The following is a 23,898-nucleotide window of genomic DNA, read 5'->3' as shown; positions in this document are numbered from 1 at the left end:
GCCAGGTCGTCGTCGAACCCAGTGAGCATCTCCAGCTCGGCCACGGTCTCGTCGGCCGGTTCGACGGCCCGCAGCGTGTGCGGCATGGTGCGGGCTGCGTCCGCGATGACGTGCGCGTCGCGGGCGTCGGTCTTGGCCTCTCCCGGGTAGAGGTCGGCGATCCGCCACATTGTCAGGCCGGGCAGGCAGGCGATGCGGCAGCCCGCGTCGCGGGCCACGGCCAGAGGCAGTGCGCCTATTGCTGCGCTCCTCAAACGATGTACACATAGCGGCGGCGTAAGCGCCTGGTGGGTGGTGCGGGTCTGCCCCAGATCCAGGGCCGGGCACGGGAGTTGAGCTGGTCGGTGGCGACGCGGGTGGCATGAGTGATGTGGTCGCAGTCGCCGAAGGAGCGCCCGGTGAGTGCGGTCTTGCGGAAGATGCGCCACCAGCCTTCTTGGAGGTTGAGCCAGCAGGCGCCGACCGGGATGAACATATGTGTGATGCGGGGGTGGTCCTCCAGCCACGCCCGGGTGGACACGCTGTTGTGCGAGGAGAGGTTGTCGGTGATCACGTAGATGTCCCCGTGCGGGTTGGCCTCCTCGACCAGTTGGAGGAACTGCTGGTAGAAGGCGCTGTTGCGGGAGGTGGCCGTCATCGTGACCTCGTGGCCGTCCCGGGGACGTAAGGCTCCGTAGACCCAGGTTTTCTCCGGGCCGCGGGAGTAGTCGATCTCGTTCTTGATGCGGTGCCCGTCCGGTGACCAGCCCGGTGCCGGCGGGAAGGTGCGGGGGATCACCGGTCCGAGTTCGTCGGCGCAGACCACGGTCGCACCGTCGGGCGGGCTGGTGTAGAGCTCGATGATCCTGGTCCTTTTCCCTCGAAGGCGGGGTCCTTCGACCGGGTCCAGGAGCGGGTTCGGCGCCAGCGCACCCCCTCGGCCAGCAAGATCCTGCGCACCTGGGAACGGCCCACCTGGATGCCCAGCTCCTGGGCGGCGGCGGCCAGGGCGTCCAGGGTCCATTCCGCCGGCCCGGTCTCATCCGGCGCCCACATCTCATTCGACGGCTGGACCTCGAGACGCCCGGGCGGGGTCTGCTTGACCAGGCCGATGATCCGGGAGCGTTCGGCCTCGGTGATCCGTCGTTTGCGGCCCTGTCCGCCCAGATCCTCCAGACCCTCCAGTCCCGCGCGGTTGAAGCGGTGCAGCCAGCGGCGCACCGTCTTCTGACTGCACCTCAGCTCGTCGGCGATCTGCGGGACCAGCCAGCCGTCCCAGCTCAGTTCCACCATCCGGCATCGCTCCACCACAACCTTCGGCGCTTTTCTCGCCGACGCCAGGCGGCGAACCACCGCTTGCTCGCCCTCGTCACGGCCCAGCCGCGCCCGCAGCACCATGACCCAGCACCCGCCCCCGAGTACCCGAAACCACCCCGCTACCAGCAGCTATACCCACCAAAAGCGGAATTCAGCACTAGGACGCGTTCCGAAAGTGGATCAAAGCCGGGCAGGTAATGGGCCCTCGTGGTATTCGCTCCTATACGGCAACGGATGCAGTCCATGACGATCAGGCGCGCAGTCGCGCAGGATGCGGAGCGCCTCACCAGACTGATCCAGGAGTCCGGCGCCTACCGGGGGAAGTACGCCTCGATCATCTCCGGTTACCGAGTCACCGCCGACTACATCGCCCGGCACCGGGTTTTCGTGGCCGTCGATGCGGTCGGGCGGCCGCTGGGCTTCTACGCCCTGGTGCTGGAACCACCGGAGCTGGACCTGGCGTTCGTGGCGGACAGCGCACAGGGAAGGGGCATCGGCCGGCTCCTCATCGAGCACATGGTCGGCCAGGCCAGGGAGGCCGGTCTGACTGACGTCCGCGTGGTCTCTCATCCCCCAGCCGAGGAGTTCTACCGGCGCCTGGGCGCCGAGCGGGTGGGGACGGTCGCCCCGTCGCCGCCGAAGGTCGCGTGGGAGCGCCCGGAGCTGCGGTTCACCACCGTCTGACCAGGCGCGGCCGGCCGGACTTCTCACCCCTCGGCAACGACGCTTCCAGCACAGCCCATGGTTCGTCCGTCAGATCTCCATGTGCCGCGAACCAAGATCGTCCCATGGTCAGGATCTGCTTTCGGCACGCGCCCCGGCGACCCGGCGTCAGTGCTGGTTCACCGGAAAGACGGCCGCCGGATCGCAACGCGCCGGGCAGGCCAGCAGGTAGACCTCGTTGCCGAGGAACAGGAGGTAGGCGTCGTCCCGGATGCTGTAGGGCTGCACCGGGGCCCCGGGGTGGACGCCGAACTCCTGGTACTCGGGTACCTGGCAGAGGAACGCCATCTCCGTGCCGCACGCGCACCAATACTGCTCGGGCCACTGCGCCCAGGCCGCCGTACCACCCACCTTGAAATGCACGTCGAACGGCCCGTGCGCGTCCACGAAGGGCCGCAGGGTCAGGGGCAGAGCGCGCACGGCCGGTTCGGGCTCCGCTTCCGGCACCCCCGGGTCACGCTGGAGCAGCACCCGCCAGAACGAGCCCGGGAACGGCGGCTGCGGAGCCTCCCAGAACCGGGGCACGAGGCGGCCGTCGGCCGTCACCGGGTCGGACGCGTCGTTGTGGTGGGCGCAGTGGAAGACCGACAGGTGTTCTCCGCCGAAGAACTCGATGTCGTCCGGCAGGTCCAGTTGGAAGAACAGGGCCATCCGCTCGCCGCAGAAGCAACGCGGCCACTCCTGGTCGTCGTCGAAGTAGGGCCACCCGCCCAACGAGTTCCGGGCCGGCCGGTCCAGCGGTTCGGTACCGGTCTCGACCCTGTACGCGGGCAGCGGCGCCCACATCTCCTCCACTCCGCCGTCGCTCACCGGGTGCCCCCGGCCGTCCGGTCGGCGTCCAGGTCGCCTTCGAGGACGGTCCGGGTGATCAGGGGGCGGTCCCACAGGGCGAGGAGCTCGTTGGCGAGGTCGAGGACCGGCAGCGGGTGCTGTTCGCCCTGCACATCGATGGCGGCGGCCGACAGGCTCCGGGGGACGGCGCCCGCGTCGAGCAGGACGCGCCACTCCTCGGGGCCGAGGCTCAGGTACTCCAGACCCGTCAGCCCGGCGATCTCCAGGGGATCGGCCAGCGTGCCCGGGGAGGCGGTGAGCGTCCGCAGGCGGGGAAGGCCGGCGACCGGGGCGAGGCCGACCGGCTCGCCCTTCCGACCACCGATCCGGAGCACCTCCAGCTCGGGCCGGGCGGCGGCCACCATGCCGCCCGGGCTGTGGGTGCTCACCTGGGCCACCACCGGCGGACGGTTCCAGTCATCGTCCGAGCGCCAGTCGTCGCGGTGGTTGACCACCATGTCGGTGAGGGAGTCGGCGCGCAGTGCGGCCCCGATGCTCCGCTCGTGGTCGATCATGATGACCTGCCCGGCGTGTCCGCCCGGGCCCGGTGTCAGGTCGAGGGCCAGCCGGTCGCCGCCGCCGTTGTCGCCAAAGGCGATCCAGCCGGGCGAGCCGACAAGGCCCTGCACGGCGGCGTCCGGTGCGGTGACGACCGCGTCCTTGGCGGCGAACTGCCAAGGGCAGGGACGGGACCGGGCGTCCGCGATGTAGAGCCCGTCCAGGGGGAAGAGCTCACAGCCGACCGCTTTGCTGACGCGTTCCTGCGCCGCGTAGTCGCCGCTCCAGTCCTGCCACCGCGCACGGGTGACGCGGTAGAGGGCCTTGAGCTCGTCGGGCAGCGTGACACCAAGGCGCGCCTCCGCTGCGGCTATCTCCTCCTCGGTGGCACCGATGGCGTCGGGGAGCCGCTCGCGAAGGGTCCGCTCCAGCAGCGCCGGGTCCGCCGACGGCGCCGGCGCCGCGCCCGGGACCTCCTCGGGCAGGCGCCGCCAGGGCTCGGGAACGGCGCCCTCGACCAGGAGCAGGGCTCCCACGAAAGGGCTCCTGACGCCGTGCTCCACGGCGGGCCCCGCGTCGATGACATGGAGCACGGTCTTCCCGTCCGGCGCCGTCTCGACCATGTACGAAACGCCGCTCGCGCCGTCGGCCCTGAGGGCGGCCTGGACCCGTTCCACGGCGGTGAACTGGTCCTGCATGTCTGCCACTTGCAAGGCTCGCCCTGGCACCGGGCGCGGCTGTTGCGCGGGCAGGGTCCAACTGCCGAGACTGATCTGGCCCGTGAAGCAACCACCCGGCGCGGCAAGCTGCTCCGCGTGGGAATCCCGCACCAGCCGCAGCAGCGGCTCCCAGGTCGCGAAGTCATGTATCGAGGACAACGGCGCTCTCCGCTCGGTCGGTTGGTTGGCCGGCAGCACTCCTGATCACTGCGTGCGACGCGATCCTAGGACCGGCCACTGACACTGCCGCTCCGTCTGATCTACTGCCTCCCGAGACACGGAGACCAAGAGAAGAGCGATGGGTGTTCTGACCGACTACTTCCGCGCACCGAAAGCCGCAGCGGTGGTGCAGTCGCTGGAGGAGACGGACGGCGGATCCCCGCTCCACGCGGAACCCCCGGTGTTCGACGGAGTCGACGCCAGATGAGCAGCGAGGTCGAACGGGGCAGCGGCAGCGTCCCCGTCCAGTACCACCAGTTCGACATCAGTGACGAGGACGGGCCAGCCAGCCCTGACCTGGACCGCAGGCACAACGGACTCGTAAGGGTCGCCGACGGCGCCATCATCGTCATGACCGGCATCCACACCGGCGACGTCGACGTGACCGTCACCCTCCACGAAGCCGAGCCCGCGCCCGTGGACGGTAACTGGCAGGAGATCGTGGAAATCTCTGCGCACTCCGCGTCCGGGGAGCTCATGGTCCGCGGCATGATGGACGACCTGGACGAAGAGCTCCCCGTCCTGTCGTTCAACGGTCCCGGCGACTACCGGCTGCGCGTCCACGCCCGCGGCCGGGACACCGCCGTCGACCTGGCCCCCGACGAGGTCACCGAGTGGTACCTCATCCAGGCCTGGCCGGCACCCGCCCAGGAGGTGACGGTGCTCCGCCAGACCGATGGCTACGGGGCGTCAGTCCGCACACACTGAAAACAGTTGACCCCGCCTGCCCGCCCACCGGCCAGGCCGGTGGGCGGGCAGGCGTCTGCGGACGAACCAGCCTCGCAGGCCCGGCGGGGACACCGTCGGTCGTCATAGCGGACAGTGGTGCCGCCGACGCGTTGCCAGCCCCGTGTTTCGGTCACTCCCGCCCGGCCTTGCGGTCTGGGGCTGTTCACGAGCACCCCTGACCAGGCACTCCAGAGGCGAATGAAGATCGCTTCCCACCAGATGGGTGATCATTTCCCAAATGAGGGACGGATCAGTCCCGCCAGAAGTCCCAGTGGTGGGCACTGGTGAAGCGGATGACTACGACAACAGAGGCTGACCCGGTGCTTCCCCTGCAGAACCGACGCGCCGACGACGAATCCAGTCCATCGTCTGCACGCGGCGCAGAGCTCTCTTGACGGTGCCAGTGAGTGCTCAAGCGCGGGTCACAGAAGCCCACGTTCATATGGGCGACAGCCCATAGGGGGACCACTGGCACACGTGGGAACACGAGGGTGGCTCGGCTGCGTGGTACCAGGGGCCTTCGCCGGCCCCTGGACCCCGCTGCCCCACCACTTCCCGGCGCGAATCCGTTTCGTCGTGGCCCAGGCCATGCGCGCCGGAAAGCGGCGGGGTGTGTGTGCGGGGGTCCGTCGTCGGACAACCTCAACATGCTCGGTTCAGTGTCGGCTGCGGGCTGGACCTGGGTGCGGGCGGCGGGCTGAGCTTCGTTGGTCCCGCCGTTGAACGTTGTCGCAAGGTGATGACTGGGGCGAGCGCGGTGTTGGCTGGGGTGGGGAGCAAGGTGGGGGGTTGCTGCGCAGTGGGATGCCTGGTGCGGCTCCTGCTACGAGAAGAGAGCGCACCGGCCAGATAGCCTTTGACCTGCGAAAACACCTCCGGGAACCAAGATCGAAGGAACTGGCAGGCAGATCAGTTGACCGTAGAGGACGATCCGCAGACCTGAGTGCACAGATCTCTCGGTCGTGCCACACCGTCCCAGGAATCGCACACCACGACCTACTGAACTGGGACAGCGATTGGATGGTCTGCTACCGCGACTCCACGATCCGGGTACCACGATCCTCCAGCCGCACCAGATTGACGTGACGTACATAAGCCCGCGCCAGAGCAGCCGCGGCCGGACAGCGTGATCGCTGAGCGTGGCAGCAGGCGACACGGCCGACAGGCGCAGTTGATTGACTTCCTGCTCATGTACGTTAAGTTCATCTGGTCGGCCTTACAGCCGTCCCTTGTGAACCATCAATCAATCCTCTTGCACGGAGGGCCCGTTGGGAGCAGTACGCAGACTGGTTGACGCCGACACAGGCGAGCCGGTCCCCTATGCGCCATACGCCTTCTCCGGCAGGCACACACAGGTCGACAAGGCGCGCGTCGAGGCGATCACCGAGTCCAAGGCGTTCACCCCCAGCCAGAAATTCCTCGTCCTGTGGTGGATCGGGGTCTCGCCGGAGGGCATGGAGCCGCTGAGGGCCACCGGAGCGGACATCGCCAAGCGGGTGGGGATGTCCACCGACGCCGTCGGGAAGATCAACAGGAAGTTGACCAAACACCGCATCCTGATCGTTCGAGGACGCATCGGCAACTACAACTTCTACCGGATCAGCCCGTACATTGCCTTCCACGGAACGGGCATCGAGCAGCGTGAAGCGGTGAAGACGTGCAACCCGCCGGACATCCCCGGATTCGACGACAACGCCCCTGCACGGTGGGAGGCCCAGTGATCAGCAACGACGACAAGCAGAAGAATCTCGAGCTGCTTGAGAAGACGGCCGGCATGACCGCCAACCAGCGTCTCGTCGTCATGCTGTACGCCCTGCACCCGACCGACCGGTCCGGCGCCGTTCTCGAGACAGCTGCCAACCTGGCCAAGCTCGTCGGTATGGCCCCTCCCGTTTTCTCCCGCACCCGCAAGCAGGTCATCGAAGCCGGCTGGCTCGAGGAGACCGAGAGGATCGGGCACATCAAGTACTACCGGCTCGAACCCAAGCGTATGGGCGAGAACGTCGTCATCCCCCTTCGCCGCGCAACCTGACGTCCCACAGACCGCACCTCATTGACGTGACGTACATGAGGTGCGGTCTACAGGACGTTCCCCTTGACCTCCAGGCAAGCTCCTAGGGGCAGGCGGGGCTTGCCGGTCGGGGTGCCCTGTGTTGTCACTGTGCGGACAGTTCGCTGACCAGGTCGTCCAGGCCAGGCCGATCCCGACCGGATCTCGTTCACCACCACCGTGCAGCTCGCCCGGCTCAAGACCACCGGACAAGCCGCGGCGAGCACGTGCTGATCTGGCATGAGACCCACGCTCGGCGCGTCCTCGACTTTACGCCCGGCACTACAGCCACTCTTTCGCACATGCGTCCTTGGCGGACTGATCAACGAGTACCGATACGCCGCCTGACCAGCCGCGATGGGTCAGTGAGCAGGCGCGGTCTTCCGTTGTGGTGATCAGGGATTCGACATCTCATGATCACCGGAAGCCGTGCCTGCCTCCGTTCCACCCCGGACAATCAGCCGCGAAGCGGCCTGAGCCACCCGATCACCCATCAAACCAGGCGCTCTACGAGAACGACGCAGCCTTGTGTCGTTCCCCAGGCGATATCGCAGCCCAGACCGGTAGCGGACCTACCTCTGGCCGCCGTACTCGCTCCACACGCCGGCGGGGGCCAGAGCAGAGACATAGTGGTTGGGGCTGTGGTCCTTGAAGGAGTACTTGAAGGGAACGGTACGGGTCAGGTCCAGCCTGCCGGCCAGGGACGCCAGGGGCGCGACAATGGCAAATCCCGACAGGTTCTGAACCTGTTCCGACCGAGCCTTGCCTTTTTGCTCTTTCCACCCGCCCATCCGTCCCAGCGGGGAATTTGCCCACTTGAGTGTGTGCCCCAGCACATTGACCGGCAATGAAACTATGTTGCCTGCCAGATTGGCCAGGTTCTCAAGCGGGTTTTTCGTTAGATTGAACGCCTCACCAACTCCTTCCACCAAGTCGCCCGGGACGGCTACCACCTCGTCCGCTATGTCGCCCGCCAGCGAAAAGGCTGCGCCGATCGCGTCCAGCTCTTTGTCGAACTGGAACTCACGCCCAAACGGCGCGTATTCATCGACCGGCCGCGGTGGGAGGCGCGGAACGACGTCACGGTTGTAGATGTACCTGACCAGGTTGTCGCGCAGGAATCGAACGCCCTGGGTGTCCTTTTTGTTCTCGCACGCCCGGGCGAACTGCTGGTTGCCGAGCATGGGCTGGCCGAAGGTGTAGATCGCCTTGAGTTTCTTAGCGATGTCTTGGTATCGGGGTTCGCAGATCAGTGTGACGCCCATCAGCGCAGCCATGGCACCGCCGAGGCTGTGTCCCGTGATGTAGAGCGCCTCAAAACCGTCCCCCTTCTTCTCCTCAGGGTCCTCGCGGTTGATGGAATACCCTTCTGCGGCCCTCTGCAGCGCACCCATGACCAGATGGCGCGTCGCCCGCATATTGCGGTAGAAGCCGGCGTGGACGTAATGTTTCTGTCCGTCCAAGTCGACGGTGATCCTCTCCGGTGCCACGTCGGCATCGGTCAGGATGCTGATGATGTCCTCGGGTTGGGTGCCTCGATAGCACAAGATCACGACGTCGTGATCCTTACTCTGTATCAGGTAGGCCCCCGATGAGATGTACATCGCACCCACCCGTTGTTCGAAAACGCGGCAGCGGTTTTCCTCCAGCCCCATCCTCGCCATGATCATGGCGACGGTCTCGGGGTCTCCTTTCTGTCCGAATCCGGCATAGGCGTATGCGGAGCACGTGGCCATCACGTGCGGAATTACGTTATCCGGATCCGGATGGTTCGCAGCCTTGGCGAGGGTATTCGCCAGATTAGGGTAAAGGGGAAAGCCGCCCGTACCGAACGGGCCTGCGCCGGGCTCGAAGGGAGCCTTGTATGGCCGGAGGTCTTTATTACTCGGTGCATTGGCGGGATTTTCGTACATGGCAGCCTCCCGGAGTCGCGTCAGAGGGATGAGCGGTCAACCCACGGCCAGCGCGCCGCACATTTGTGGTGCCTACGGAAACTTAGGGGATTCGCTCTTGCTCACGCCGGACTGGACGCAGTCCACAGTGTCCGGCTCCCACACGCCATAAGCCACTCCCACGTGGATGATTACAGACCCGCGCCGGTCCACCGCTTTCGACAGTGCCGTGTGGGGCGAGAACCCAGTAAGTACCAGCCTGTCATGGATGCGTTTGAGACACATCTCGGCACGATGGACTGGGCCTGGAGTTTATCTGCCGTTCCTGTCAATGCGGCTGCTCGACTTGCGGTCGCGGTCAGAGAAAGGACTCGCTCGCTCGTGGTATGGACGCTGGTGGGTCCTCCGTCCGGGCACCGGTGAAGCGGCCGGTGATTGCCCCTGGCCCCCGCCTGACCACCGCACCAGCAGCATCACCCGCTGCCAGTGCGACAACTCCCTCCATCCGAAAGGGACATGCCCATGCTCACATCGGTCCGCCACCTCGGCCAGGTGGCCCGCGAATGGAACATCAATCCCGAGGACGTTCTGCTGATCGCGCTCAACGCGTCCGGCGCCCGGTCCCCACTGACCAAGGCCCCGCATGCGCTTCCAACTGCGGCTGGACTCCCGCCCCGACACCCCGCTGTACCTGATCCTCTCGCTCGGCCGCACCGACTCGCCCTTCGAGCTCGACGAACACGAGCTGCGGCTCAACGGCGAGAAGGTCGGCGAGGTCGACGGCATCGAAGACGACGACGCGGTCCTGGGCTACTGGCGCAACGGCACCAGGATGCTGACCCTCAACTCCAACGCGCGCTCCCAGTGCACCGGCTGCGTGTTCTGCCCCGACACCCTCGAAGGCGCCTCCGACCCGCAGATCAAGGCACTGGACATGGCCGGATACCTCAGCGCGCTCGCCGCGAATTCCGGGCTGTCCGACCTCGCGACCGTGGAGACGGTCACGGTCTGCACCGGATGTTTCCTCCACGAGCACCTCGCCCTGGCGACGCGCTGTGCCAAGCGTGTGAACATCTTCCACGGCTCGGTCACTTTCGCTGCTGGTTCTGCCCCGGCTGGCCTCAGCCCACCCAGGGCGATTTCAAAGTCGTGATGATCTTGTAGGTGTGCTGGTCACGGCGGTGTGACGGTGTCCGGTGGGCGCGCAACGCACAGCAACGAAGCTCCGTTGTGGAGGTGACCTTCCCAAGTCGCCTTTGCTCAACGGAGCTTCGATGTGCCGCCAGTCTGCCACCGTCTGCCTGACCAAGTCGCCCACCCGTCAGCATCGGTCGATCGGTCCGCTGGGGCCGCGGCTGCAGACGCTGGCTGATCCGCGCGCTCGGCGCGGGAAGCGTCACCCATTTGTGGCGGTGTTGCTGGTGGCCTGTTCGGCGGTGGTCGCCGGCGCGAAGTCGTTCGCGGCCATCGGGCAGTGGGCCACGGACGCGCCGCAGGACACCCTGGCCCGGCTCGGGGCCCGCACCGCCACCGTGTTCGGCGTGCGGGTGGCGCCGAGTGGGGCGACTATCCGCCGGGTCATTCTGCGCACCTGCCCCGGCGGCTTGGCCGATCTGCTGGGAAGCGAGCCAGACGGGAGCGGGACGGTGGCTGTGGACGGCAAGAGCGCCCGCGGCTCGCGCCACCGCACCACCGCGGCGGCCCATCTGCTGGCCGCGATGACGGGCAGCGGCCAGACCGTTACCCAGCTGCGGGTCCCGGACAAGACAAACGAAATCACCTGCTTCGCCGCCTTGCTGGCGCCCTACGACCTGACCGGGATGACCGTGACCGCCGATGCCCTGCACACTCAGCGCGATCACGCCCGGTTCTTGGTGGAGACCAAGAAGGCCCACTACGCCCTCACCGTGAAGCGGAATCAAAAGGGCCTGTATGAGCAGTTGCGCACCCTGCCCTGGCAGCAGGCGACGGCCAGGTTCTACGACCGGTCCACCGGCCACGGACGCTGGGAGACCCGGGTGGTGCAGGCCCTGACCGTCACCGACCTCGGCGTGGACTTCCCGCACGCCGTCCAGGTCGCGAAGATCGTGCGGCACCGCACCACGGTCATCACCGGCAAGCGCGCCCGCGAGACCGTCTACGTCATCACCGATCTGACCAGCAGGCAAGCCTCCCCCGAACGAATCGCGCAGATCGTCAGGTCGCAGTGGGTGATCGAGAACCGGCTCCACTTCGTCCGCGACACCGCCTACCGCGAGGACGCCTCCAAGATCCGCACTGGACACGGCCCGGAGAACATGGCCACCCTCCGCAGCTTCGCCGTCAACCAGCTCCGCGCCGTCGGCCACACCAACATCGCCGCCGGACTGCGGGAGATGTCCCTCCGCCCCTTCGAGCGGCCGCTGACTCTCCTCGGTCTCAGCTGACCAGCACCGACCCAAGATCATCAGACTGTGCAATCGCCCTGGCTCAGACCGATGCTGGAAAAGCCTCACTGAAAGGTCCGTGTCTACTGAACTCGGCCTTGGCGTAGCGAAGTTCGACCAACCCGGAGTCGGTGGCGCACGAGTAAGGGCTGCATTACCCTGAACGCAGGGGGTGAGTCTGTGCTAGAGCGGCAGGGTGCACGCGACCTGCGGTTCGGACGGGCCGTTGAAGCCGTGACGGGCATTGCGGCGCCACTCTTGGCCGCTGGCAACGTTGGCTTGGTGGGCGTGGTCGCCGCAGACGTGGAGAAATTCCGGTGGCCAGGTCCAACTCTGCTGCTGCTGGCGCTGTCAGCGATCTTTCTCGTGCTCTCGGTGCATTGGGGATACCGCGCCCGCCCCTATCTGTACTCCGTGGCCGAGGTTGAACAATGGCAAGGCGCACCGCTCTCGGCGGCGGAACGCGCGCAATGTGTGCAGCAGCAAGACATCGATCTCAAGCGCTGGCAGCGCAGAAGTCTCTTCGCCTCCTATTGCTACACCCTGGGACTGATCGCACTGGGTACTGGAGTCGCACTAGTCTTGGCCCCTCCGCAATCCGACGGAGCACTCGCAGGGTGGCGCTGGGCAGCGTTCTGGGTCGTCTTGTCCCCCGTGGCTGCGGAAGCGCTGTGGGTTCTGTTGAAATGGGGAGACTCAACGTCCCGTACCTGGGAGCAACGGTGGCGGATCCGCCGCGCCCAGGTGAGGCAGCCCGTAGTTGAGAGAGAGCCAAATGGGCAGTGAGTGGGATGCTGACTATTTTGAAAACAAGTGCCCGTTCTGCACGGCGTCGTATAAGAGTGGGCTCATCTGGCGGCTGCTAGGTGGGAACAAACATGCGGATGGCTGCCGAGTTGCTTTGCTGCCTCTGAGACGGGTAGCGGGGCTGCGTCAAGATAAAGCGCTGCTTCTCCTTGCAGATCACAGACCGTCAGCTTCAGGCTCTGAAACGTAGCCTTGCGGAGGCGAGTTGGCGCCCGAGGAAAGCGGGATCTTCGCCGGGGCGATTGCAAAATCGTCTCACCGCCGTGACCAGCCCACCTACAAGATCATCACGACTTTGAAATCGCCCTGTCAGCCCACCGCCTTCTTGACGAGCGCGCTGATGCGCTGTTCGTCGGCTGCGGTCAGCTCCTTCAGGGCGTAGGCGGTCGGCCACATGGCGCCGTCGTCGAGTGCCGCCTGGTCGCTGAAGCCGAGCGTGGCATACCTCGACTTGAACTTCTGCGCGCTCTGGAAGTGGCAGAGGACCTTGCCGTCTCTGGCGTACGCGGGCATCCCGTATCAGAGCTTGGGCGTGAGGTCCGGAGCGGCGGTCTTGATGATGTCGTGGATCCGCTCGGCGAGGGTCCGGTCCGCTTCCGGCATCTCGGCGATCTCAGCGAGCACGTCCCGCTCCGCTGCCGCCTCCTTCTCCACCCGGGACGAACCGCGCCGCGCCGCCGCCTTCTTCTGCTCCTGCGCGTGCTCCTTCATCGCGGCCCGCTCCTCGGCGGTGAATCCGTTGTACTGCTCAGCGGTCGTGCCGGAGTTCTCGGCGGACGACTTCGTGGACTGCATGGCAGGTTTCCTCTCGTACAGGAATGAGGAGGGTCGGGGCGGGAGTGTGGGGCCGTGAGTCAGGACAGTGCAGGCGCCGTGGACGGCGCGGGGGCGAGTGACTCGGCGGCCTCCCAGGCGAATCCGTCCGGATCGGTGAAGGGGCCGGCGGTGCTGCCGAGGACGATGCGGTGCGAGCCGGTGCCGTCGGCGGGGACGCCGAGGTCCTTGGCCAGGCCGCGGCGCTTGTACAGCGCCAGCTTGACGGGGCTGGACTCGCCGGAGGTGAACTCGGCGTATTTGCCGCCGAAGCTTCTGGCCACGGTCAGGCCCCGGCCGATGTAGAACTGCTTGCTGGCCTTCACGTCCTCGACGCCGAGCAGGAGGACGATCTCGTCGATCTCGCGGGTGGCCGGGCCGGTGTCCTTCTTCGCCGAGGTCGCGACCTTCCAGATCGTCCCGTCCGGGGCCTGGACGACACCGCCGTAGCCCCACAGCGACTTCGCGGCGGGCTTCAGCACCGTGGCACCGGCGTCCACGGCGGCGCCGACGAAGCTGTCGACAGTGGCCGGCCGGGACACCGTGAGCGCCAGGGTGAAGCCACGGAATCCGGTGGAGTGTGCCTCGGACGCCCGCAGGCGTATGTGCGTGTCCACTCCGAAGGCGGTGTAGAAGCGGTGGGCAGCCTCGGGGTCGGCCACCTCAAGGATGAACCGCCCCGGGTTCGTTGGAGATCTCAGTTGGTGGCTGTGAGCTGGGGTTTCGTGATTGCTCGGTAGTAGTTGGCTTCGTATTCCGCGGGCGGGATGTGCCCTATCTCACCGTGGAGCCGGCGGTGGTTGGGGTGCCGGTAAGAACGCTGTCACCAGCCGCAAACGGCGGTGATCTTGCGAGGGTGCCACCCGTGTGGGTGAGTCCGGGGTCGTACAGCTGCGCGGGGTGAGGCCCCGAGAGGACGATCGACGACCGTGGCCCGTACCCCTTTGGACCTGGACGACCTGGTCGAGCACTGGACGCTGTTGAAGGACGAGCAGGGGCTCGTGTCCGGCAAGCGCGGTGCGACGAGACTGGGCTTCGCCGTGTTGCTGAAGTTCTATACGCAGTACGGCCGGTTTCCCCGGGGCCGGTTCGAGCTGCCGGGCGAGGCGGTGGAGTTCGTCGCCCGGCAGGTTCAGGTACCCGCCGCCGGGCTGGACGCGTACGAATGGAGCGGCCGGACGGTCGAGTACCACCGCGCGCAGATCCGCGGGCACCTGGGCTTTCGTGAGTGCAGCGTCGCGGACGCGGGCAAGCTGACCGGCTGGCTTGCCGAGCACGTCGCGTGCAAGGAGCGGCGGCCGGAACAGGTACGGGTGGAACTGCTGGCCCGCTGCCGAGCGGAGAGCATTGAGCCGCCGAGTCCGGGGCGGTGCGACCGGATCGTGGGCGCCGCGCTGCGAGTGGCCGAAGAGACGCTGACGGCGAGGATCTCGGCGCGGCTCACGGTGGAGAGCACGGAGCGGATCGTCGCCCTCGTCGCCGGCGCCGACCAGGAGGACGACGCCATACCCGGCGAAGCCGGTACCGGTGAGGGCGAGGACGGCCCGCCGGTCCTGGGGAAGATCAAGGAGGCTCCGGGCAATGTGAGCCTGGAGACGATGCTCACCGAGATCGACAAGCTGCTCGCGGTCCGGGCTGTCGGGCTGCCGACGGACCTGTTTGCCGATGTCGCGCCAAAGGTGGTGGCCGGGTGGCGGGCGCGGGCCGCGGTGGAATCCCCGTCCCACCTGCGGACTCATCCGCTGCCGCTGCGGGTGACGCTGCTGGCCGCGCTGTTGCACGAGCGGGAGCGGGAGATCACGGACACGCTGGTGGAGCTGCTGATCTCCACGGTGCACCGGATCGGGGCGCGGGCGGAGAAGAAGGTCACCGAGCAGCTGGTCAACGCGTTCAAGAAGGTGTCGGGCAAGGAGAACATCCTCTTCAAGCTCGCCGAGGCGTCGATCGGCGAGCCGGAGGGCACGGTCCGCGAGGTCGTCTACCCGGCCGTGTCGGGCGGTGAGCAGACGCTGCGGGAGCTGGTCCACGAGTTCAAGACCCGCGGCCCGGTCTACCGGCGCACGGTGCAGACCACCTTGAAGGCGTCCTACACCAACCACTACCGGCGCGGGCTGATCAAGCTGCTGGACGTGCTGGAGTTCCGCTCGTCCAACCACACCCACCGTCCGGTGATCGAGGCCCTGGCGCTGGTGGCCCGGTACGCGGCGGCGGGCAACACCACGTACTACCCGCTGGGCGAGACCGTGCCCGTGCACAAGGCGATGGGCGGGGACTGGGCCGAGGTCGTCCACCGCACCGACAAGCGCGGCCGGCGCCGGGTGGTGCGCATGGTCTACGAGGTCGTCGCCTTCCAGGCCCTGCGCGATCAGCTCAAGTGCAAGGACATCTGGGTGGTCGGCGCCGACAAGTGGCGCAACCCCGATGAGGACCTGCCGCAGGACTTCGAGGCCCGGCGGGCGGAGAACTACCGGGAGCTGCGCAAGCCGCTGGACGCCGCGGTGTTCGTCGACGAGCTGCGCGAGCAGATGACCACCGAACTGACCCTGCTCAACGACACGATGCCGAAGCTGTCCTGGCTGGACATCGCCGAGCGGAAGTCCGGGGCGATCCGGCTCACGGCGGCCGAGGCCCAGCCCGAGCCGCGCAACCTGCGCAGGGTCAAGGCCGAGGTGCAGAGGCGTTGGGGCATCGTGCCGCTCGTCGACATGCTGAAGGAAGCGGTGCTGCGGACCGGCTGTCTGGACGCGGTCACCTCCGTCTCCGGCGGCGGCAGCCTCTCGCTGGAGGTGCTGGCCGAACGCCTGCTGCTGGTCATCTACGCGTACGGCACGAACACCGGGATCAAGGCGGTGGCGTCCGGCGGCCACGGGCACACCGAGGACGAGCTGCGGTACGTGCGGCGCCGCTATCTGTCTGTCGAGGCCGCACGCGCCATCGCCATCCAGATCGCGAACGCCACCTTCGCCGCCCGCAACACCGAGTTGTGGGGCCAGGGCTCGACCGCGGTCGCCTCCGACTCCACCCACGTGCGCGCTTACGATCAGAACCTGTTCACCGAGTGGCACTCGCGCTACGGCGGTCGCGGGGTGCTCATCTACTGGCACGTGGAGAAGAAGTCCCTGGCCATCCACTCCCAGCTGATCAACTGCACCGCCTCCGAAGTCGCCGCGATGATCGAGGGCGCGATGCGGCACGGCACCACCATGGACGTCGAGGCCAACTACACGGACTCGCATGGCCAGTCGGAAATCGGGTTCGGCATCACGCGGCTGCTGAACTTCGACCTACTGCCGAGGATCAAGCGGATCAACAAGGTGAAGTTGTACCGGCCGGTGGCCGGCGAGCCGGACGCCTATCCGCAGCTGACCCCGGCGCTTACCCGCCCGATCCGCTGGGAACTCATCACCCAGCAGTACGACCAGATGATCAAGTACGCCACCGCGATCCGGACCCGTACCGCGTCCACCGAGGCGATCCTGCGCCGCTTCACCCGCAACGCCTCCCACCCCACCTACGCAGCGATGCTGGAGGTCGGCCGCGCCCAAAAGACGATCTTCGTGGCCCGCTACCTGCGGCTGCGCGACCTCCAGCGGGAGATCGAGGAGGGCCTGAACGTCATGGAGTCCTCCAACGGCGCCAACTCCGTGATCGCCTACGGCAAGGGCGGGGAGATCGCATCCAACCGGCGCGACGAGCAGGAGATGTTCGTGCTGTGCCTGCGGATCTTGCAGTCCGCCTTGGTCTTCGTGAACACCCTGATGCTCCAGGACATCCTTGGCGAACCGGAGTGGTCCGACCTCCTCACGCCCGCCGACCGGCGCGGCCTGACCCCGCTGTTCTGGTCACACGTACGTCCGTACGGGGAGGTCAACCTCGACATGGACACCCGCCTTGACCTTGCTGCGGTCAAACTTCCGGGTCCCCGAGTTCCGACGGACGCCGCCGACCAGCAGTCATCTGAGCGTGCGTGAAGCGTGGGCGAGGTCAGTAGGAACGGTGGGAGGGAGAAGGAAGCCAGATCTTCCACCTCCCTCCCGTAAGCGTCATGTCGCTGCGTTCGCACTGTCTTGTGAGGCGTCTTCCTTGGCGTGCGGCTTCAAGACGCCCCGCCCACGCGTACGGTCTATCTCGCGCCATTCCGGCCGCAGTCCAGCCAGATTCGTGGTGAGGAAGTACGCGGCGCCGCCGGTGAGCAGCACCGGCACGAGTCCCACAGCGGTCACCGCCGCCCCGGCGAGGAGCCCGCCGAGAGGGATGCCGGCCCAGGCCAGCGAGTCACCGAGTGCGTTGACCCGGCCCAGCATCCGGCGCGGCACCCGCTCGACGAGGACAGCCCCCATCACCGGGTTGACGAAGCCGGCACCGAACCCACTGATCGCGAAGACGGCCAGTACCACCCCCAACGGGGCATCGAAGGCGAGGATCAGGAACCTCGGTGCCCCGGCCAGCAGGAACCCGGTGAGAACCACAACCCGCCGCCGCAGCCGGTGCGCGACCACCGCGGCGATCAGGCTCCCGCCGACCCCCGCGGCCCCCATCACGCTGCCCATCAGGCCGATCGCGGTCGGCCCGTTGCCGGACTCCCTGGCCCAGACGGGAACGAGCACCGAGGTGATCGCTGCGTCCAGCAGGTTGGTGATGCCGCACATGACGATGACGGTGAGCAACAACGGCTCGCCGCGTAGGAAGGTGAAGCCCTCGCCGAACCGCCGCCAGTAGCCCGGTCCTGTCTCCCCGGTCGGCGAGGGGGCTTCCTCAGCCGCGTGCCCCATGCCACGAGGCAACGCGAGTTTGATGATCACCGATCCGAGGGCGAAGCAGCCCGCGTTGACGGCGAGCCCGGTCAGGGGACCGAGCAGCGCCACCAGGGACCCGCCGACCGCCAGGCCGACGGTGGAGGCGAGCCGCTCGATCACACCGGCCAGACCGGTGGCCCGCTCCAGCGGCACCCGGCCACGCTCGGCCGCCTCCGGGACCATCACCTCCTTGGCCAGGTCGCCGGGTCCCCGGGCCGCGCCGATCAGCGCGACCAGCACCAGCAGAAGGGGAAAGGAGAGCAGGCCCAGGGCGTGGAGCAGGGGAACCGCGGCGGCGGCGGTCGCGCTGGCCAGATCGGTGGTCCAGGAAACAGCCCGCGGGCCGATCCGGTCCACCAGCGGACCGGTGAACGCCTTGACCACCACATAGGGAGTCATCTCGCAGAAGGCGACCAGTCCGGTCTGGGTGGCGCTGCCGGTGGTGACGAGGACGAACCAGGGCAGTGCCACAACGGAGATCCGCGTGCCGGTCAGCGACACGGCCATGGCCGCCAGCACCCCGCCCAGCGGCCGTAAGGACCTCTTGCCGGATATGCCGCCGGCCTCCGAGGCGTCGTCGGTCATGACGTCGGGCTTCCTTCCTCTTCCTGGGGGCCGGAAGGGAGCGATGACGCGGCAGGCGCATCCAGTTCGGGCAGGATCTGCGTGATCACGGCGACCCGTTCGGCTCCCTCGGGGGCACTTGCCGCCGTCTCCGGCGCGTCTCGCCGGTAGCGCGCGATGACTTCCGTCAACTCCCGGTACAGGGCGGCGGCTTCCTCGGGCGTGAGCCGCAGGGCCCAGTCGCTCATGTCGAAGGTGTTCCGCCATGCGCGGGGCATCGTCTGAAGCCCGTTCAGGGTCTGCTGCGTGCGCAGGGTGTAGATGGCGGCGACGGACTGCTGGTAGGCCAGTGCGGCCTCGGGCTCCAGCTCGGCCAGCTCCGGATCGTTGAACCAGGTCGTCCGGTGCACCGAACGCCACCAGCGCTCTCGCGCGTTGCCGCGTTCGGTGTCCTCCTCGACGAAACCGGCCGCGCCGAGCTGCCGGAGGTGGTAGCTGGCCGTACCGGAATTCACGCCCAGTCGCTCCGCGAGGCGGGTGGCCGTCGACGGGCCGTACTTCCGCAGCAACCCGACCAACTGCACGCGCACCGGATGCGCCAGGGCGCGCAGCCCCTTGGCATCCAGGACAACCGAGTCCTCTTCGACGTCCGGGCCATCCGGCCTCTCCACTGCATCAGCCATGCGACACACGGTAGTCCGCAAAGGGTTATTCGCAAAGAGACCTTCGCGAATAACCCTTTGCGGTTCAGCTCGCTTGCGAGGTGCCGCTGCTCACATATCGACCGATTGATGAGCAAGATCGGTAAGTGGCTGCGCGCGGCCGGATCGACGCCGGATCATGCCCATAAAACGGTGTCAGAAAGTCGATGTGCTCAAGAACTTGAGGAGCACCCTTTTCTGTACGATCTGGCGGGTGCAGCCACCCCAAGATGACGACACCGCCGATCTACTCGCCCCGGTTCCAGCCGTACGGACCGGCGGACTCGTGGGGTACGCACGCGTGTCCACCAAGGGACAGTTGCTCGACCGGCAGGTCCACGCACTCACCGAAGCAGGGTGCATCCGGATCTTCGCCGACAAGAAGTCCGGCAAGAACGCCGAACGCGAGGAACTGCGTAAGGCCCTCGACTACCTGCGCGAGGGTGACACCCTCGTCGTCCCGTCGCTAGACCGGCTCGGCCGCTCTCTCCAGGGGGTGTGAAACTGGCGACCTCGCGTAATCGAGAGTCGCGTATTCCTCAGCCGGTGAGGGCTCGTGGTCACCGTGTGTTGTCGTGGGGAGCGCAGCGACGCCAGGTTCCTCTGGACTTCTGCGACGAGGCGGGCGGTCAGGCCACTGGGCGGATTCGGCCACCGGTTGCCTGTCGCAACGCGGCTTCCAGCCGGTCGCGGGCCTCGGCCTGGGCGGTGATCCGTTCGTTGAGGATCGCCAGCCGTTCCAAGGCGACCCGCAGGCCCTTGTCCGAGGGCGGTGCGGCAGCCACATCGCCGTCCAGGCACGGCAGGAACACCCGCACGTCTTCCAGGGTGAGCCCGGCGGCCAGCAGGTAGCGGATGTTGCGGACCCGAACCACCGCCAGTTCGTCGTAGATGCGGTAGCCGTTGGAGGCCCGCTCGGATGAGATCAGTCCGGCCTGCTCGTAGTGCCGCAGCGCACGGGCGGTTGTCTCGGTCGCCTTGGCGAGCTCACCGATCCGCACCCATTCCACCTCCCGGGCCACTTCTATCACGCCACGACCGCCCCGCCGTCGACCGGGAGTACAACTCCGGTGACGAACGACGCGGCGGATGCGGCGAGTTGGGTGACCGCCCAGGCCACCTCCTCGGGTCGGCCGATCCGGCCCAGCGGGGTGTGCGCCAGCTGCCACTCCCGCACTGCAGCCATTCGCTCCGGCGTCAGGCCCTGGTGCTCACCGATGGGGGTATCGATCGCTCCGGGGGCGACCGCAACCACCCGGACCCCGCGGGGTGCCAGCTCGACCGCCCAGCTGCGGGTCAGCAGCTCCAGGGCGGTCTTGGTCGCCGCATAGACCGAGCTGCCCGGCCAGGCCCGCTGCCCCACCGACGTACTGACATTGACGATCACCCCGCCCGACGTCTCGAGGAGTGGCAGCGCGGCTTGGGCCAGCAGGATGGGCGCGATGAGGTTGGTGGCCAGCTGAGCTGTGATCATCTCCGGCGTCAGTGTCCCGAGGGCGCCACTGCGCACGATGCCGGCGTTGTTGACCAGCACGTCCAGCCGGCCGTGTGTTTCCAGCACGGCCTGGAGGATCCGGTCAGGCTCGTCCTCGGCGGTGATGTCGGCGGCCAGCGGTGTGATCCGGCTGTGCCCGGCAGCGGTCTCCTTCAGCGGCTCGGCCCGCCGCCCGATCGCGACCACGTGGGCGCCCTCGGCGGCGAAGGCGCGGGCGGTGGCCCGGCCGATCCCCGTGCCAGCCCCGGTAACGGCGACGATCCTGCTGTTCTGCGGTGCGGTGCTGTTCATGCCGGTCATCGTCCAACCCTGCCGCCAGCGGCAAGGTCAAGCAGCGCCTGACAGGGCGGTAGTCACCGCCGGTGATCGCCGGGAACGTAGCGATGCCAGGTTCCTCCGGCCTCGGCGGCGAGCTGCGCGGTGGTGTCGTCGTGATAGCCGAGCATGCGGGCGACTACGAGTGCGGGGGCCTGGAGCACAAGATGGCGGATTGCCGCTGTGCGTCCTCGCTGGGTAGGGAAGCCCAGGCGGCGAAGCCGGAGTTCGAGCGTGTCCGGGGTCATGGGCTGTCCGGCCCGGCGGCCGGGAAAGAGCCACTGAGCGCTGGGGTTGGTCACCGTCAAGGTGTTCGGCCGCTGGTCAAGGTGGGCCAACAACAGCCCGGCGAAGGGCTCAGGAACGGGCGACGGAGGGTCACCGAGTCGGACCAGGACCTCGCCCCCTTCTTGAAGGACATCGTCGATGGTGAGCCGAGTGATCCGGGTGAGCGGTTGGGCGTGGAGGAGGACGAGCGCGGCGGCCACGCGGTCCTGGAGGAGGATGTCGTCGCGGTTGACGGTCTGCCGCAGCAGGGTGAGCCGCTGGTGCTGGGCGAGGGGGGCGGGGTTGCTCGTGGAGCGGTGTGGGACGGTGACCTTGGGCATGTGCCTGGACCGCATGGCCCATCGCAGGAAGGCGTGGGTGAGGCGACGGGCGGTGTAGCCTCCTGCGTACCAGGCATCGACATCGGCCTGGGTGCAGTCGGCGAGCGTCCGCCCGCACTCGGCGAGGTGACCGAGGAAGGCGGTCGCGAGGTGGATCTCATTGTGGGCCTGCTGAATCTGTTTGCCGGTGAGCGGGCCGCGGTCGGCCAGGGTGTTCAGGCGGCGCTGAACGTGCCACGTGGCGAAGAGCTCCAGCAGCCGCCGGTGCCCGGCATCGTCGATGGCGGGTAGTTTCTCGCCGAGCCATCGCTGGAACAGCAGCAGCTGCCGGTCGGCGGGAGGCAGGATGTCGCTCTGCATGAGCAGGTCGCGCAGGTAGGCGACCGACCGCCAGGGGGTGAGCTGGCTCAGGCCGTCGTGGGTGAGCGGGACCTCACCGCGAGCCAGGGCCCGCAGGTTGCTCTGGACGTGGGGCTTGTTGGTCCAGGTCAGGGCGCCCCAGGGGCGGCGGATCTGCCGCAGGGCCTCGAACAGCGGGAGAAGTTCGGTGCGGACGGAGCCGGTGCCGTCGTCGAGGAGTTCGCGGAGGCGTTCGGTCAGGACGCACTGGCCGCAGACCCCGCGCCGGTAGCGCCTGGCTTCCCGTCCGCACTGTTCGCAGGTGAAGTCGCCGAGGCCGCCGGCGCAGTCGGTGCAGAGCTTGCCGCCGTCCGGCGCGAGGCCCGGAGTGAGCCGCTCAACCCCACAGCCGGTGCAGGTTCCGTAGGTCTCCAGGGCGCGGGTGAAGCAGCCTGCGCAGAGATAGCCCTCGGGCCAGTGGGCCGCCCCGAGGCGGACGGCCCGACGGCATCGTGCGCAAAACAGATCCTCGGCGCGGACGCGGGTGCGGCTCATCCTTCGGGCCGGATGCGGGCCCGCTTGGGACGGACCGCCGACAGATCGACGACCGCGTTGCCGGTGGCGACCTTGCGGACGGCGGCGTTCTCCGCCTTGGTGGAGATCAGATCGGCCGGCGTGCACTCGAAGATGTCGCAGAGCGCGGCCAACACCGGCAGCGACAGCCGCTCGGGGGTGCCGGTGACCAGGCGGTGGACCTGTGAGAGCGAGAGGTTGATACCACGCTCGGCGAGCGGCGGGGCGAGCTCGCTGGTGCTGAACATCCCGGCGGCGGCCATTCGCTCGCGCAGCCGCCACTGGTAACTGACCTGGCGTTTCATCAGGCTCTCCTCGCGGGCTGGAGCGCGGCCTCGATAGTGGCGTCCAGGGCCCGCCGCAAGGTGCGGGTGCGGAAATCGGAGGACACGCAGGTGTAGATGGAGGTGGTGGAAGCGTGGTCGTGGCCGGCCTGCTGCTGGACGAACAGCGGGTCCCAGCCGTCTTCGATCAGGTGGGTGACGTACGACCTTCGCAGCGAGTGGAAGTCCAGGACCGGGTCCAGGCCGAGGTCGTCGCGGTAGGCGGCGAAGCGTGAGTCCAGCCGTTGCAGGCCGACCCGCTGGCCACGTTCGGACGGCCACAAGGCGGGCCCGTCCGCGTAGCGCATCGCGGGCCTCACCTCGCTGACCCATTGGTCGAGGATCTCAGCCGACCAGTCCCACACGGTCAACACGCTGCGGCGCTTTGGGGGCGAGCCCTTCTTCGCCTTGCCGTGGCGGACGTAACAGACGCCGTACTCGCCGAACTCCGCCCCTTCGGGATTGCGGCCGAAGTCTGCTGTGTCCAGCATCCGCGTCTCGTTGCGCCGCAGCCCGTAGGCGTACACGGTCTTGAGCAGCATCGCGTCGCGGAAGGCGGGCAGCCATCCCTTGCGGCCGCGGCCGCGGACCCGGCTCACCTCGTCGTCGGCATGGTCGAAGAGCGCCTGCAACTCGTCCCGGGTGAAGGCCCGTTTCGGGGACTCGGCCTCGCACTCCTGCATGTGCACGGCGGTGTTCCACTCGTGACACACCTGGATCGGATGGGTGCCGAACCGGCGCTCGCACTCGGCGGCCCAGCCGTAGGCAGGGTCGGTGGCGTAGCCGCAGAACAACCGCACGGCCTCCTGGTAGCCGCGCAATGTCGAGCGCACGCAGCCACGGACCGCCCGGAGATCGCCGAACCAATCGTCCGCCAGCGGCGAGGACCAGTTCCATGGGAAGGCGTCCGCGTGCGCGGCGAACGCCCGCACCTTCCGCTCACGGCCGTTGATCGTCGACAACGCAAGGTTCCGCGCCAACTGCTGGTTGCGCCAGCCGCCCAGCATCGCCTCGAAGACCTGCTCCTCCGGCCGCAGCAACGGCACCCCGTCGGCCAGGTACAGCCGCGCGACCCCAGGTGTCGCCCCGTCCTTGCCCGCCAATTCGTCACGCTCCGTAGATCGCATCCGGCGCGAGAATCTCGCATCAGATGCGCAGCCCGGAGAGGAACGGCAGGTCAG

22 protein-coding genes and 2 pseudogenes are annotated in these 23,898 nt (G+C 67.7%); 9 read left to right on the top strand and 15 right to left on the bottom strand.

The genetic code is table 11. The features are described 5' to 3' along the window. The 3 genes and pseudogenes from ACFVJQ_RS41910 to ACFVJQ_RS41900 all read right to left on the bottom strand — a co-directional run. Positions 1-245 (bottom strand): annotated as a pseudogene (locus tag ACFVJQ_RS41910) (transposase); the annotation flags it as partial. Between the two features lie 5 nt (positions 246-250). Further along, the gene (locus ACFVJQ_RS41905; RefSeq protein WP_385790984.1) at positions 251-805 is read right to left on the bottom strand and encodes a transposase; all 555 of its coding nucleotides are present in this window, start codon (positions 803-805) and stop codon (positions 251-253) included. Further along, complete coding sequence (locus ACFVJQ_RS41900; RefSeq protein WP_385790983.1) at positions 775-1,377, bottom strand: transposase; 603 nt, start codon at positions 1,375-1,377, stop codon at positions 775-777. Before ACFVJQ_RS41900 ends, ACFVJQ_RS41905 begins: the two co-directional genes overlap by 31 nt. Positions 1,378-1,530: 153 nt before the next feature. Here ACFVJQ_RS41900 and ACFVJQ_RS41895 point away from each other — a divergent pair, with 153 nt between their 5' ends. Continuing rightward, positions 1,531-1,980 (top strand): GNAT family N-acetyltransferase, encoded by a 450-nt coding sequence (locus ACFVJQ_RS41895; protein WP_385790982.1) that lies wholly within the window; start codon positions 1,531-1,533, stop codon positions 1,978-1,980. A gap of 147 nt (positions 1,981-2,127) precedes the next feature. Here ACFVJQ_RS41895 and ACFVJQ_RS41890 read toward each other — a convergent pair whose 3' ends face one another. Beyond that, the gene (locus ACFVJQ_RS41890; protein ID WP_385790981.1) at positions 2,128-2,829 is read right to left on the bottom strand and encodes a hypothetical protein; all 702 of its coding nucleotides are present in this window, start codon (positions 2,827-2,829) and stop codon (positions 2,128-2,130) included. Next, positions 2,826-4,226 (bottom strand): SMI1/KNR4 family protein, encoded by a 1,401-nt coding sequence (locus tag ACFVJQ_RS41885; protein WP_385516896.1) that lies wholly within the window; start codon positions 4,224-4,226, stop codon positions 2,826-2,828. The genes ACFVJQ_RS41890 and ACFVJQ_RS41885 overlap by 4 nt, the downstream gene beginning before the upstream one ends. Positions 4,227-4,365: 139 nt before the next feature. Between ACFVJQ_RS41885 and ACFVJQ_RS41880 the strand changes: the two genes are divergently transcribed. From ACFVJQ_RS41880 to ACFVJQ_RS41865, 4 genes are all read left to right on the top strand, one after another. Next, positions 4,366-4,494 (top strand): hypothetical protein, encoded by a 129-nt coding sequence (locus ACFVJQ_RS41880; protein WP_385516895.1) that lies wholly within the window; start codon positions 4,366-4,368, stop codon positions 4,492-4,494. Next, the gene (locus tag ACFVJQ_RS41875; RefSeq protein WP_385516893.1) at positions 4,491-4,994 is read left to right on the top strand and encodes a hypothetical protein; all 504 of its coding nucleotides are present in this window, start codon (positions 4,491-4,493) and stop codon (positions 4,992-4,994) included. Before ACFVJQ_RS41880 ends, ACFVJQ_RS41875 begins: the two co-directional genes overlap by 4 nt. 1,289 nt (positions 4,995-6,283) lie before the next feature. Then, positions 6,284-6,736, top strand: a complete 453-nt coding sequence (locus ACFVJQ_RS41870) for a MarR family transcriptional regulator (protein WP_385517831.1) — start codon at positions 6,284-6,286, stop codon at positions 6,734-6,736. Beyond that, on the top strand, positions 6,736-7,047 hold the full coding sequence (locus ACFVJQ_RS41865; protein ID WP_385517834.1) for a replication initiation protein, RepL2: 312 nt from the start codon (positions 6,736-6,738) through the stop codon (positions 7,045-7,047). The genes ACFVJQ_RS41870 and ACFVJQ_RS41865 overlap by 1 nt, the downstream gene beginning before the upstream one ends. Positions 7,048-7,637: 590 nt before the next feature. On the opposite strand, the gene ACFVJQ_RS41860 is transcribed toward ACFVJQ_RS41865, so the two are convergent. After that, on the bottom strand, positions 7,638-8,978 hold the full coding sequence (locus tag ACFVJQ_RS41860; RefSeq protein WP_385790980.1) for a lipase family protein: 1,341 nt from the start codon (positions 8,976-8,978) through the stop codon (positions 7,638-7,640). A 622-nt stretch (positions 8,979-9,600) separates the two neighbouring features. Between ACFVJQ_RS41860 and ACFVJQ_RS41855 the strand changes: the two genes are divergently transcribed. Next, the gene (locus ACFVJQ_RS41855; RefSeq protein ID WP_385790979.1) at positions 9,601-10,110 is read left to right on the top strand and encodes a hypothetical protein; all 510 of its coding nucleotides are present in this window, start codon (positions 9,601-9,603) and stop codon (positions 10,108-10,110) included. Positions 10,111-10,363: 253 nt separating this feature from the next. After that, positions 10,364-11,383, top strand: a complete 1,020-nt coding sequence (locus ACFVJQ_RS41850; protein ID WP_385790978.1) for an ISAs1 family transposase — start codon at positions 10,364-10,366, stop codon at positions 11,381-11,383. A 1,116-nt stretch (positions 11,384-12,499) separates the two neighbouring features. Here ACFVJQ_RS41850 and ACFVJQ_RS41845 read toward each other — a convergent pair. Both ACFVJQ_RS41845 and ACFVJQ_RS41840 read right to left on the bottom strand, forming a co-directional pair. Further along, positions 12,500-12,985, bottom strand: a pseudogene (locus ACFVJQ_RS41845) (iron chaperone). Positions 12,986-13,044: 59 nt separating this feature from the next. Next, positions 13,045-13,674: a glyoxalase gene (locus ACFVJQ_RS41840; RefSeq protein ID WP_385790986.1), complete on the bottom strand. Its 630-nt coding sequence runs from the start codon at positions 13,672-13,674 to the stop codon at positions 13,045-13,047. Between the two features lie 258 nt (positions 13,675-13,932). On the opposite strand from ACFVJQ_RS41840, the gene ACFVJQ_RS41835 reads away from it, so the two are divergent. Next, the gene (locus tag ACFVJQ_RS41835) at positions 13,933-16,974 is read left to right on the top strand and encodes a Tn3 family transposase (protein WP_385790977.1); all 3,042 of its coding nucleotides are present in this window, start codon (positions 13,933-13,935) and stop codon (positions 16,972-16,974) included. A 72-nt stretch (positions 16,975-17,046) separates the two neighbouring features. Here the strand turns inward: ACFVJQ_RS41835 and ACFVJQ_RS41830 are convergent, their stop codons facing one another. Together ACFVJQ_RS41830 and ACFVJQ_RS41825 are read right to left on the bottom strand one after the other, a co-directional pair. After that, positions 17,047-18,384: an MFS transporter gene (locus ACFVJQ_RS41830; RefSeq protein ID WP_385790976.1), complete on the bottom strand. Its 1,338-nt coding sequence runs from the start codon at positions 18,382-18,384 to the stop codon at positions 17,047-17,049. Next, positions 18,381-19,046, bottom strand: a complete 666-nt coding sequence (locus ACFVJQ_RS41825) for an ArsR/SmtB family transcription factor (protein WP_385790975.1) — start codon at positions 19,044-19,046, stop codon at positions 18,381-18,383. Before ACFVJQ_RS41825 ends, ACFVJQ_RS41830 begins: the two co-directional genes overlap by 4 nt. Positions 19,047-19,278: 232 nt before the next feature. Here ACFVJQ_RS41825 and ACFVJQ_RS41820 point away from each other — a divergent pair, with 232 nt between their 5' ends. After that, on the top strand, positions 19,279-19,566 hold the full coding sequence (locus ACFVJQ_RS41820; RefSeq protein WP_385790974.1) for a recombinase family protein: 288 nt from the start codon (positions 19,279-19,281) through the stop codon (positions 19,564-19,566). 127 nt (positions 19,567-19,693) lie between these two features. Here the strand turns inward: ACFVJQ_RS41820 and ACFVJQ_RS41815 are convergent, their stop codons facing one another. The 5 genes from ACFVJQ_RS41815 to ACFVJQ_RS41795 are packed head-to-tail and all read right to left on the bottom strand — an operon-like array spanning position 19,694 to position 23,844. Continuing rightward, positions 19,694-20,065 (bottom strand): MerR family transcriptional regulator, encoded by a 372-nt coding sequence (locus ACFVJQ_RS41815; protein WP_385790985.1) that lies wholly within the window; start codon positions 20,063-20,065, stop codon positions 19,694-19,696. Positions 20,066-20,091: 26 nt separating this feature from the next. Beyond that, positions 20,092-20,859: an SDR family NAD(P)-dependent oxidoreductase gene (locus ACFVJQ_RS41810; RefSeq protein WP_385790973.1), complete on the bottom strand. Its 768-nt coding sequence runs from the start codon at positions 20,857-20,859 to the stop codon at positions 20,092-20,094. Positions 20,860-20,912: 53 nt separating this feature from the next. Beyond that, positions 20,913-22,376 carry a hypothetical protein gene (locus ACFVJQ_RS41805; RefSeq protein WP_385790972.1) on the bottom strand — a complete coding sequence of 488 codons (1,464 nt, stop codon included), beginning with the start codon at positions 22,374-22,376 and terminating at the stop codon, positions 20,913-20,915. After that, positions 22,373-22,699 carry a helix-turn-helix domain-containing protein gene (locus ACFVJQ_RS41800; RefSeq protein WP_385790971.1) on the bottom strand — a complete coding sequence of 109 codons (327 nt, stop codon included), beginning with the start codon at positions 22,697-22,699 and terminating at the stop codon, positions 22,373-22,375. The genes ACFVJQ_RS41805 and ACFVJQ_RS41800 overlap by 4 nt, the downstream gene beginning before the upstream one ends. Further along, positions 22,699-23,844, bottom strand: coding sequence for a tyrosine-type recombinase/integrase (locus tag ACFVJQ_RS41795; RefSeq protein ID WP_385790970.1), 1,146 nt, complete (start codon positions 23,842-23,844; stop codon positions 22,699-22,701). The genes ACFVJQ_RS41800 and ACFVJQ_RS41795 overlap by 1 nt, the downstream gene beginning before the upstream one ends. Positions 23,845-23,898: the final 54 nt, after the last annotated feature.

The organism is Streptomyces sp. NPDC127197, assembly GCF_042672405.1.
Lineage (GTDB): Bacteria > Actinomycetota > Actinomycetes > Streptomycetales > Streptomycetaceae > Streptomyces > Streptomyces flavusporus.
Note: the sequence above shows the minus strand (reverse complement) of the source record. Positions and strands in the feature narration are given on the sequence as shown.

Coding starts and splice junctions, on each gene's coding strand:
- ACFVJQ_RS41900 (WP_385790983.1), bottom strand. CDS start 1,377: ATGGTGCTGCGGGCGCGGCTGGGCCGTGACGAGGGCGAGCAAGCGGTG.
- ACFVJQ_RS41895 (WP_385790982.1), top strand. CDS start 1,531: ATGCAGTCCATGACGATCAGGCGCGCAGTCGCGCAGGATGCGGAGCGC.
- ACFVJQ_RS41880 (WP_385516895.1), top strand. CDS start 4,366: ATGGGTGTTCTGACCGACTACTTCCGCGCACCGAAAGCCGCAGCGGTG.
- ACFVJQ_RS41875 (WP_385516893.1), top strand. CDS start 4,491: ATGAGCAGCGAGGTCGAACGGGGCAGCGGCAGCGTCCCCGTCCAGTAC.
- ACFVJQ_RS41860 (WP_385790980.1), bottom strand. CDS start 8,978: ATGTACGAAAATCCCGCCAATGCACCGAGTAATAAAGACCTCCGGCCA.
- ACFVJQ_RS41855 (WP_385790979.1), top strand. CDS start 9,601: ATGCGCTTCCAACTGCGGCTGGACTCCCGCCCCGACACCCCGCTGTAC.
- ACFVJQ_RS41830 (WP_385790976.1), bottom strand. CDS start 18,384: ATGACCGACGACGCCTCGGAGGCCGGCGGCATATCCGGCAAGAGGTCC.
- ACFVJQ_RS41825 (WP_385790975.1), bottom strand. CDS start 19,046: ATGGCTGATGCAGTGGAGAGGCCGGATGGCCCGGACGTCGAAGAGGAC.
- ACFVJQ_RS41810 (WP_385790973.1), bottom strand. CDS start 20,859: ATGACCGGCATGAACAGCACCGCACCGCAGAACAGCAGGATCGTCGCC.
- ACFVJQ_RS41805 (WP_385790972.1), bottom strand. CDS start 22,376: ATGAGCCGCACCCGCGTCCGCGCCGAGGATCTGTTTTGCGCACGATGC.
- ACFVJQ_RS41800 (WP_385790971.1), bottom strand. CDS start 22,699: ATGAAACGCCAGGTCAGTTACCAGTGGCGGCTGCGCGAGCGAATGGCC.
- ACFVJQ_RS41795 (WP_385790970.1), bottom strand. CDS start 23,844: ATGCGATCTACGGAGCGTGACGAATTGGCGGGCAAGGACGGGGCGACA.